The organism is Gracilimonas mengyeensis, assembly GCF_900182705.1.
GTDB classification, from domain to species: Bacteria; Bacteroidota; Rhodothermia; order Balneolales; family Balneolaceae; genus Gracilimonas; species Gracilimonas mengyeensis.
The window spans coordinates 50,690-61,748 of the sequence record NZ_FXTP01000021.1; the positions used below are offsets into that span (position 1 = coordinate 50,690).

The window sequence follows — 11,059 nt, forward strand, 5'->3', positions numbered from 1 at the left end:
ATCATTTAATGCCTCATCTTTCCCCAATATTCGAATTCTTTTATAGCTTGCAATGGGTTACCAGCATAAATTGTATTACCACTTAGCTTTCCTTTTACTAGAGAATTAGCCCCTATAATGCAATTATCTTCAATTTGAGTATTTCTGAGTATTGTGCTATTTGCTCCAATCCAAACATTACTTCCAATTTTTACAGGCTTATTCTCATTCAATAAATTTCCATTGCTATAAATTCCGTGTTCATCCGTATCCAGTATATTGACATTCCAAGAAATAGCACATTTTTCTCCTATTGAAACACTTAATCGACAGTGCAATCTACTGTTCTCATTTAGAAAACTATTACTTCCAATTTTTAGCTGAGCACCTTTACCCACTACAATTTTGCATCCTCTATTTAAATAAACAGATTTTCCTACTATCATTCTACCTTTATCATGAATATCAACTATAGTGGGTACGGGATAATTAAAATTAACACCTATATAAAGAGGTGTTCTATTCTTAGAAAAAACAATCTTAGAATCTTTACCCATAAATATTTTACTACCCCACCCTACTAAAACTATTCCATTACTTCTAAGACTATATAAAACCGATTTAACAGGATTTATTTTTAGAAACAATTTCCAGTTAATCATTAGATTTTTTTATTTTTTTTAATATCATATTTATCAATGAAATCGACATGTTTTTTTTCAGCACTTGATCAATCCACCATGACATTACCAATAATACTATTATTCCTAGTATATTAATATATATACCTGAATAAATATCAGTCACAATCCATGAACCAAGTATGATTGAGTACACAATCAGTATAATTCTTAATAATAACATTGATGGTTTGTAACTAAACATTTTATAGCAAATAACGCCAGTAACTGACAAGTATAGCAGGTATGCTATAAAGTAGTTTATTCCTAAACCATCGAACCCATATAGATTGGAAAAAAATATTATTAATAAATAATCACTTACAGAAAATAAAGATTGAACTAAAACATAAATTATTGGTTTCTCTCTTGCCATTATCGTGTGGCTAAATGGAAAGCCTAAAACTCTTAAACTTACCCCCAGAATTTGCCATCTTATTATTTCTTCTCCAACCACGAAGCTTTTAGAGTACAAAACTTGCAGAATCAATGGAGCAAAAAAAAGCACGAATATAATACCAATGCTTGAAACTAATAACCCCAATTCCATTTGCTCATTTATCAGCGTATTCATTCTTTTTTCACTGTCTATCACTTTCATAAGTCTTGGCATAAAATCAATACCCATAGCTGTCAATAAAATACCAACATATAGGTTTGAAATAGTCCAACTCGCTTGGTAGATACCTACAACCTCGACATCAAAATTTTGAGAAAGATATACCTTGGACAAGTAAGTCATAAAAGAAAATATGATACCAGCGATACTAAAACCTAACCCAAGTTTTACTAACTGAAATAATAGTTTTTTGTACTCATTAAATTCAGGTTTAATAACTGGTATTCTTAATTTTCTAACAAACCACCAAGTTGACATTACCAGTGTTAAGCCTACCAAAAATAGGTAAAAAGGAATACCATCTATTCCTAGCCAATAAACAAATATGATTGTTGAGACTGTGCCTACAAAAGAACCTAATATTTGACTCAGAGCAAGTCCTTTTAAGTCTCTTAAACCATTTAAGATTGAAACTTGGCCTTTTGAAACACTATTGAAGATTATAGCGAAAGAAACAATTACTATCCCTATTGCATATTCACTAGAATCAAAAAGTGATCTACTAATAGTTTTTGAGAATATAATTGATAATAAAGCAAAAAAGGATGATGAAACTAATAGTGTTCTCCGGAATACATAAATACATTTAGCTACTGCCTCTTCATCATCAGAAATCTTGGAAATTTCTCTTACCCCACTTTTATCTAATCCAAGTGTAGAAAAAGTATTAACCATCTCAAGGTAAGTCATGTAAAGACTCCAAACCCCAAAACCTTGAGTTCCTAATAAAACAGCAATTACCTTGTTACGGATTAGCCCAAAAAACATTTTTGAGACTTGGACAAACCCAATAAGCCCATTCGATTTAATAATGCTTTTATAGGAATTATTCATATAGACATAAAAGTGTTACAAATCATTATATCTCTTACCAAATTCCTAAACCAATTTTTCCAATGAATAGTAATAGTATTAATTACTCAGCTTGCGTTAAAACCTTGTGTCCAGCCTCTTTCAAATCCAGATCTTTTTGGAAGAGCTTCACATCTTCTTTCATCATATCTTCCAAAAGGCCTTGCAGATCATACTTGGGTTTCCACCCAAGTTTTTCCTGGGCTTTCGTGGGATCGCCAATCAGCAAATCCACTTCGGTGGGACGGAAATAGCGGGGATCTACTTCAATGACGGCTTCGCCGGCTGAAAGCTGAAAGTCCGAAGCAGAAAGATTGGTGGCAGCTTTGTATTTCGCTTCATCCACTGAGTCGATGATTCCAATTTCTTCCACACCTTCGCCTTCAAATCTCAGTTTAATTCCAACCTCATTAAAGGCGGCGATAATGAAGTCGCGTACTTTGGTGGTTACTCCAGTGGCGATTACGAAGTCTTCTGCTTTGTCTTGTTGCAGCATCAGCCACATGGCTTCTACGTAATCTTTAGCATGGCCCCAGTCGCGTTTGGCATCCATGTTACCAATGTACATTTTGTCTTGGAGTCCTAAAGCAATTTTGGCAGCAGCACGCGTAATTTTCCGGGTTACAAAAGTCTCACCACGCAGCGGAGATTCATGGTTAAACAAAATACCGTTACAGGCATACATGTCGTAGGCTTCACGGTAGTTTACGGTAATCCAGTAGCCGTACAACTTAGCCGCGGCATAAGGCGAGCGGGGATAGAACGGAGTGGTTTCGGATTGGGGTACTTCCTGTACCAGTCCGTATAATTCTGAAGTGGAGGCCTGGTAGATCTTGGTTTTTTCGGTCATACCCAATAGCCGCACTGCTTCCAATACACGAAGAACTCCCAATGCATCCACATTGGCGGTATATTCAGGAGAATCAAAACTTACCTGCACATGACTCATAGCCCCGAGGTTATAAATCTCATCCGGCTGGGATTCTTGAATAATGCGAGTGATGTTTAAAGAGTCAGACAAATCCCCATAATGCAAAATAAGCCGTTGATCTTTCTCATGCGGATCCTGGTACAAGTGATCAATACGATCGGTATTGAACTGGGAAGCTCTTCGTTTTATACCGTGTACGATGTACCCTTTTTTGATTAATAGTTCAGCCAGGTAAGCCCCGTCTTGTCCGGTGATGCCAGTGATTAAGGCAACTTTGTTTTGTTTACTCATGGTTATTTTAAGTTGAAAGGTGGAAGCTCAAAGCTGAAAAGAGTGTAGCTCAAAGCTGAAAGTACTTTGAGCTTTCAGCTTCAGCCTTTCAGCTTTTTTTCTAAATTGATTTATGTATTGAATTGATCAAACCTTTGATCATGGATGCTATTTCAAGTGCATCTGATTCTAATTTTGTTAACTGTTCGTTATTTATCCAATTCCTTCGTGCAAAAATAATTGCTAATGTTACTGTTTCATATGCTGAGCCTCTGGCAATGTACAGGTAATGAATAAACTCTTTTTTCGAATTTCGTCCTTTACCCTCGGCAATATTCATTGCTATTGAGGTACTTGCTGCTTCAAATTGCTCCACAAGTCGAAAATGCTTTCTTGGCGTATTCAAATCTTCTGTCAGAGAGATCGCATAATCAGCAAAATCAATTGCCTTTTGCCATACCTGTAAATCCTTGAATGCAAAATCCATGTTTTATAGTGTTTGAAGGTGAAAGCTCAAATCTGAAAGCACTTTGAGCCTTGAGCTTTCAGCTTATTCAGCTATTGATTTCCACTTCTTTAATTTCATCCAGGTGATCCAAAAACCACTGGTACGTATCCCGGATACCTTCCTCTAATCCAATATCAGCTTTCCAGCCGAGTTCGTTGATGCGGGACACATCCATCAATTTTCTTGGAGTGCCATCCGGCTTTGAAGAGTCCCAATCGATATCGCCTTCATGTCCCACGACCTGCTGAACGGTTTCGGCCAGTTTCTTAATGGTCAGATCTTCTCCGGTTCCGGCATTGGTGAGGTCGTATTCCAGCTCATCTTCGTATTCCATAATAAACAATACGGACTCAGCCAAATCTTCCACATGCAAGAATTCGCGCATGGGTGAACCGGTTCCCCACAAAGGCACCGGTGCATGCCCATTTTCCTTGGCTTCATGAAACTTACGAATCATGGCGGGGAGTACGTGCGACGTTTTCAGATCAAAGTTATCGCGGGGCCCGTACAGGTTCGTAGGCATCATAGAAATGTACTTTCTGCCATACTGTTTATTTAAGGCCTGACATAATTTAATGCCTGAAATCTTAGCTATGGCATACCACTCATTGGTAGGCTCCAGTGGCCCGGTTAATAAATATTCTTCTTTAAGTGGCTGATCAGCGTGCTTGGGATAGATACAGGAACTTCCCAGAAAAATTAAATCCTGTATATCGTTTTCATGCGCCGCATTAATGAGGTTGGCCTCTATCATCAGATTATCATACAAAAACTGCCACGGATATTCATTATTGGCAAGAATTCCACCTACCCGGGCAGCTGCAATAATTACTACATCCGGTTTCTGTTCTGCAATAAAAGCATTGGTTGCTTTCTGGTTCCGTAAATCGAGTTCACTGCTGGTAGCAGTTAACAAGTTCTCGTACCCATTGGCTTTTAAATTTTCAACAATAGCAGAACCCACCATTCCACGGTGTCCAGCTACATAAATCTTTGCGTTTTTATTCATTGTTGATTGCTGATTGAAATTTGCAGATTACAGATTTGGTCTTGCTTCACCCTAATATTTTTTCTGTGAATAATTTAGTCAAAAACTAAGTTCAATTTTAATTTATAAGTGTTAGAAATTTTTATGGTTATGGAAGCGGTTCTTTGGATTACAGATTGCAAATTACAGATTTATCAGTAGTGTAGTTGTTGATGGTGGTTTTGTTCCTTTCTTAACACCTCTCGGTCTGACGGCACAAAGCCCGTCTGACCGATGGTTGCATTCGAGGAATTGAGCCTTAAGCTATCCATCAGACGGCTCTCTGCAGGATTTTGTGCACTAATCTTTAAGCAGCCGTCAGATGGATTAAGGCACCACCACAATCTTCAATTTTTAATCTTTAATTACCCATACATCTCACATCCCTCACACTCCGTGACATCAAGCAATTAAACTTAATCAAGGAGATCCCGGATCGGCGCTTCCGCTTGTCCGATATGACTTAACGTTTACGGTCAACCTCACCGTCAGCAACAATCATGATAATCCTTTAATCCTGAACATCATGGTTCGCAATGATAAACTTACCAGAGCTTCAGTGTTTTAACCACCTCCAAACTTTCCAAAGAATCCTTCCCCTTGCCAAGGGGAAGACAGATGGGGGCGATAATTCAGGCACCTTCAACTTCCCAAACCTTTAGAACCGGAGGTTCTGGCATGCATCACGAACGAGACGTTCGTAACGAGCACTAGGGGGCGAAGATGTCCAATTCAACCCATCATTGCGTTCCAACGCAGAGCGTAGGAACGAGTCAATAAACCATTCAATGTTGAATGTTTCTTGTTCAATGTTCCCCAAGCATCACTCCTTCGACCTCGGCGCTGATCTGCAGCCCCAGGCTTTCCAGGCGAATTCCTACTCGGGAATCTTTGGTGTACATCACTTCGCCGTCTCTGCCTTGCAGCGGACCAGCCTGTACCGTTACTTTTTGTCCGGCTTTGAAATTGCTGACCTTCAAATCCATGTGGCTGTAATCAGCCAGGAATTTCCACATACGGTTCATGTCTTCATCACGGATCACAGCCGGTTTTCCGCGGTAGAACACAAAATTTACTACTGCGTCATCTTGCAACACCTGAAATCGCTCTTTCTCCGTACAACAGACAAATACATAGGAAGATATCACCGGGACTGCCACCACTTTCACGCGATCACTCCACTGCCGTTTACTTTTCTTGAGTGGCAGGTAGACTTCAAAACCACGATCCTCAAGCCGGTCATGCACTTTTTTCTCAGCCCGAGCCCGGGTGTATATGGCCATCCAGTTTTTTGGTGATGTTGGCATGGTGTAATGATTATAGATTACAGATTGCAACTTGGTACTACTTGGAATTCATTTTAACAAACTAGCGTGTAAAGCATCCTTGCTTATACAGTATCCCACATCCCTCACAATCAGTCAGGAACTCACTGACTGATTGGTCTCCCTTCAAAGGGAGACTGATTCTGGTCATAAAAGAGAATCTGTGAACTTTTTATAATTAAATTTAACCAAAGAGCCCTTCCCCTTACGAAGGGGAAGACAGAAGGGGTCAAAGATATAAGATTCAACTTACCTCGCTTCCATCTTTTAATTTTCAATCTTCAATTTCCCCATCTCCTTCGAAAATTAGCACGTGGTCTTCATTTTCCAGCAACTTGGGATCCCATTCAGCGGGACTGAACACAGCTATGCGTATCTTCTTACCAGTCAGTTTCTCGGCTTTTTGGTTAAGTGAACTTAAATAATCACGGTTCACTTCACCGATTACATATAAATCTATGGTAGGACCTTCTTTTCCCCGTGCCAAAGAACCGGTCAGATACACTTTCTTGGGTTTACCCAAACGGTTGATCACCTTCTCTACCACCTGCTCGATGCCTACTGTTTTCATCAGCAAATTCCGTACTTCATTGTACAATGGATATTGCTGATTTACACTAAATAGCTTCTTGTTCCCTTCTTTTTCTGCAGCAATGATACCCGCTTCTTCCAACTTATTTAACTCTTGCCGAACAGCGTTACTGGACACGTCAAATTCTCCTGATAATCCTCTTAAGTAAGATTTCAGTTCAGGATTAATAAAGAACTTGAGCAGCAACTTTACACGAAGTTGACTGGATATTAAAGCATCAAGCATATGTGCATTTTAGAAAAAGTGATAAAATAGAATGGATTTAAAAACCAGCTTCAGATGCAGTAAACCTGGCTTACAGATTAAAACATCTGCTTAACCAAGTCTTTTAACCCCCACATAAGTATTCATTTTATTTGTGAATGCATCTGTCGCCGGCCAATTTGAACACAGCTTCGCCACGTCAGTCACATAAATGCAACCAAAATATTGAGTATCAATTATACTCATATTCGAACAGCGTATACAACTGGTTAAAGAATTTCTAATCGGAAGGCTACCCGAAACTGAAAACCTGTTTTTTTAACCTAACTGCGTGCTATACCCTAACACTATTTCGGGACAAAGAAACTGAGTTTCCTTTTAAAGTAAAATTAGTATCTGTTAAGGGAAGTTTGTGCCGTGTGTGTGTTTGATCTTGAATTATCCCCGCTTCAAACATCGCATATCCCTCACAATCAATTCAAAAACTTATTGAATTGATTGATCTCCCTTCGAAGGGAGATTTTTCATTGCATATATTGAAGCTTAATTCAAATAGGAGCCGTTCAATATTCCACCATCATCCAACTATTGATAATTGTAAGATTTTAAACTCCCCAACGAGTCCTTCCCTTTATCAAGGGGAAGACAGATGGGATCGAAAATGCAGGACATGCTTAATCTGCCTTATTTTCTCATCTTGTCAACTATTCTACCGGAATACAAGTCTAAGACTTGTCAAGTTTAAGCTATTTGCTATGTCAGACTTAGTCAGGGCTTTAACTTTTAAGTTGTAAACTTAAAAGATCTACTTATGGATTCTGTTGATCTCAGATTCTAAATAATAATCATGCTCATCCTCTAATCCTGATAATCATGGTTCAAAATGATAAACTTGCCAGGGCCATGATATTTTAGTAACCACAAAACTCACCAACGAGTCCTTCCCCTTACGAAGGGGAAGACAGAAGGGGTCGAGAATGCAGGACAAGCTTAATCTGCCTTATTTTCTCATCATGTCAACTATCCTGCCGGAATACAAGTTTAAGACTTGACAGGTTTAAGCCATTTGCTATGCCAGATTTACTCAGGACTTAGACTTTCAAGTTGCAAACTTAAAAGATCTATTTATAGCCACTATCGTTCTCAGGTTACAAACTATCATCATGCACATCCTCTAATCCTTAAAATCGTGGTTCACAATGATAAACTTGCCAGGGCCTTGATATTTTAGCAACCACAAAACTCACCAATGAGTCCTTCCCCTTATCAAGGGGAAGACAGAAGGGGGCGAAAATGCAAGACAAGCTTAATCTGCCTTATTTCCTCATCATGTCAACTATACTACCAAAATACAAGTCTAAGACTTGTCAGGTTAAAGCCAGTTGCCATGTCAGACTTAGTCAGGGCTTTTAACTTTTAAGTTGCAAACTTAAAAGATCTCGTGACGCTCAATCTTTAATCTTGAATTATCCCCACATCTCACATCCCTCACACTCAGTCAGGAACTCACTGACTGAGTGATCTCCCTTCGAAGGGAGACTTGCTCTTTAATTGGTCTTTGAACTTGAAATACCTATTCGAAAACAAAATCATGTTCATCCTTTAATCCTGAAAATCATGGTTCAAACATGATGTGACTACCAATGTTTTGAAGGTCTTAACTACCAAAACTTTCAATCTAAACAAGAGGAAAACAGATGGGCTTGTGGCCAGTGGCTTTGCAATTTTAGCAAACCAAAAATTAAAAATTGAATCGCTGCGCTATGGAAGATTGGTTTATTTGCACCGTACCAATTTTCAATCTTCAATTTTTAATCCTGAATCCCCCCGCACCCATCATTGTGTTCCAACGCAGAGCGTAGGAACGAGTTAGATAATGCAGGGCAAGCTTGATCTGCAATGTTGTTTATTGTGGCGGGGACTTTCCGTAAGTTTGCACGATTGCAATCTAAACGCACATTTTGCAGTTTATTATGAAAAACGATTATGAATTTGTGGACGGCACAAGGCTTTCGTCAGTGATTGAAGCCTTAATTTTTGCCAGTGAAGAACCGATCCCGGGATCTAAAGTCCGGGATATTATTGTGGATAATGAGGAACAAATTGAGATCACCGAAGAAACGGTACAGGATTTTGTTGATAAGCTGAACCAACGCTATGACGAGAACGGACTGAGTTTTCGTATTGAACGCATGGGCGGCGGATACACGTTTGTCACCCAAAAGAAATATCACTACTGGCTGAGCATCTTTCAGCATGAAAATGCCTACCGAAAACTGTCGCAGTCGGCAATTGAGTCGCTGGCTATTGTGGCCTACCGGCAGCCTATCACCAAACCGGAAGTGGACCAAATACGAGGTGTGGATTCGGGTTATATATTAAGGCAACTAATGGAGAAAGCATTGATTGAAGTATCAGGTCGTGCTGACAGCCCAGGGAAGCCGCTGCTGTATCGTACCACCAAACACTTTCTGCGGCACTTTGGTATTAACTCGGTGGATGAACTTCCGAAACCGCGTGAGATTGATGAGATCCTGAAAGATGACGACATGGCCGAACATCGGCAGTTATTGATGGAACGCCAGTTGATGATGGACGAGATGGAAGATGAAGAAATTGAGGAAGAGGAAAATGCTATCGACAAAGTCCTTTATGAAATGAAGGACCAGGGCGTGGAGGAAACCATTGAGGAACAAAAGCCGGATGATCCGGATGAAGAAGATAGCGAGACTTCTGATTCTGTCGATGAGAAGGATGCGGATGCCCCGATATCTACCAATGGCCAAAATGGCGAAGAAGATCATCACCCCAAAAAGAACAAAGAAACTAAAGACAACGACCAAACTAACGAGGAAGAATGAGTAAGGGAAAAGGCGGAAACAAGAATTATAAAAACAAGGCCGATTATAAGAAACCGGCCAAAGCCGACCAGAATTATTCGCAAGATGAGGAAATCCGGATTAATAAATTTATAGCCCACGCCGGATTTTGCTCGCGCCGGGAGGCTGATACCTATATTTCTGCCGGCAAAGTACAAGTGAACGGTGAAGTGGTAACCGAACTCGGCACTAAAGTCCGCCGTAAGGATACCGTAGTTGTTGATGGGCAGAATCTGAGCCTTGAGCCTTTTGTGTACCTGTTACTGCATAAATCTAAGGATGTGATCACCACCACCGATGACGAAAAAGACCGCACTACAGTGATGGACCAGATCGAATCAGCTACCGGTCACCGTGTGTATCCTGTGGGACGCCTGGACCGCAACACCACCGGCCTGCTCTTACTTACCAACGATGGTGACCTGGCTCACCGGCTGATGCACCCCAGCTATAGTGTGCGCAAAACCTATCAAGTGAGGACAGACAACCCGCTTTCAGAAGCGCAACTGGAGCAGTTCCTGGACGGTATTGAACTCGAAGACGGTCCTGCCAAAGGCTATAACGTAGTCCAGTTTGTGGATGATCCGCATACTTTTGAGATGTCGGTTTTTGAAGGAAGGAACCGTTTGATCCGTCGTATGGTGGAATTTCATGGCACGGAAGTAACCAAGCTGAAACGTATTGAATATGCCGGCCTTACTTTAAAGGATGTGCCTATGGGCCGCTGGCGTTTTCTCCGTCAGAATGAGGTGAATAACCTCCGGAAGATGGTGAAGCTGGAGACCCTGGATTTTAATAAGGGGAATTAGGGGGATTGCAGATTGCAGATTGCAGATTAAAAATTGGTTATTTGTGTAGTTATTAATTGTGACACTATTCGTAACTTTTTGTTTTAACTGGTCCAAAATCCTGTCATTTCGTTCCAACGCAGAGCGTGGGAACGAGGAAATAAGGACATCTGCTTATGCAGGCATCTTACATCCCTCATAATCAATTCAAGAACTCATTGAATTGATTGATCTCCCTTCAAAGGGAGACTTTCCTATTTAGCAAGTATATAAATGGTTGAGACGGACATCGGCGTTGTAGGCGGAATTGTGGAATTGCAACAAAAAAGAGGACAGAGAGTTAGGGTAGTCAAGCCGCTATGTTCTTTGTTAGTAGTTGTTCAATTTGTGTTGGAGTCCGGTAGC

At 40.2% G+C, this 11,059-nt stretch carries 9 protein-coding genes; 2 read left to right on the forward strand and 7 right to left on the reverse strand.

The genetic code is table 11. From position 1 onward, the window contains the following. Positions 1 to 5 precede the first annotated feature (5 nt). The 7 genes from FN815_RS18085 to FN815_RS18115 form a co-directional block, all read right to left on the reverse strand. Positions 6 to 641 (reverse strand): acyltransferase, encoded by a 636-nt coding sequence (locus FN815_RS18085; protein WP_142456244.1) that lies wholly within the window; start codon positions 639 to 641, stop codon positions 6 to 8. After that, positions 634 to 2,112, reverse strand: coding sequence for an O-antigen translocase (locus tag FN815_RS18090; RefSeq protein ID WP_142456245.1), 1,479 nt, complete (start codon positions 2,110 to 2,112; stop codon positions 634 to 636). Before FN815_RS18090 ends, FN815_RS18085 begins: the two co-directional genes overlap by 8 nt. An 82-nt stretch (positions 2,113 to 2,194) precedes the next feature. Beyond that, on the reverse strand, positions 2,195 to 3,352 hold the full coding sequence (gene gmd / locus FN815_RS18095; protein WP_142456246.1) for a GDP-mannose 4,6-dehydratase: 1,158 nt from the start codon (positions 3,350 to 3,352) through the stop codon (positions 2,195 to 2,197). A gap of 100 nt (positions 3,353 to 3,452) precedes the next feature. Further along, positions 3,453 to 3,818: a four helix bundle protein gene (locus FN815_RS18100; RefSeq protein WP_142456247.1), complete on the reverse strand. Its 366-nt coding sequence runs from the start codon at positions 3,816 to 3,818 to the stop codon at positions 3,453 to 3,455. 67 nt (positions 3,819 to 3,885) lie between these two features. Beyond that, positions 3,886 to 4,848, reverse strand: coding sequence for a GDP-L-fucose synthase family protein (locus tag FN815_RS18105; RefSeq protein ID WP_142456248.1), 963 nt, complete (start codon positions 4,846 to 4,848; stop codon positions 3,886 to 3,888). Between the two features lie 824 nt (positions 4,849 to 5,672). Continuing rightward, positions 5,673 to 6,173, reverse strand: a complete 501-nt coding sequence (locus FN815_RS18110) for a UpxY family transcription antiterminator (RefSeq protein ID WP_142456249.1) — start codon at positions 6,171 to 6,173, stop codon at positions 5,673 to 5,675. Positions 6,174 to 6,465: 292 nt separating this feature from the next. Beyond that, positions 6,466 to 7,008, reverse strand: coding sequence for a nucleotidyltransferase domain-containing protein (locus tag FN815_RS18115; RefSeq protein ID WP_142456250.1), 543 nt, complete (start codon positions 7,006 to 7,008; stop codon positions 6,466 to 6,468). A 1,952-nt stretch (positions 7,009 to 8,960) separates the two neighbouring features. Between FN815_RS18115 and scpB the strand changes: the two genes are divergently transcribed. Beyond that, entirely contained in the window at positions 8,961 to 9,848 is an 888-nt protein-coding gene (gene scpB / locus FN815_RS18120; RefSeq protein WP_142456251.1) for an SMC-Scp complex subunit ScpB, read from the forward strand. Further along, positions 9,845 to 10,675: a pseudouridine synthase gene (locus tag FN815_RS18125; RefSeq protein WP_142456252.1), complete on the forward strand. Its 831-nt coding sequence runs from the start codon at positions 9,845 to 9,847 to the stop codon at positions 10,673 to 10,675. The genes scpB and FN815_RS18125 overlap by 4 nt, the downstream gene beginning before the upstream one ends. Positions 10,676 to 11,059 lie beyond the last annotated feature (384 nt).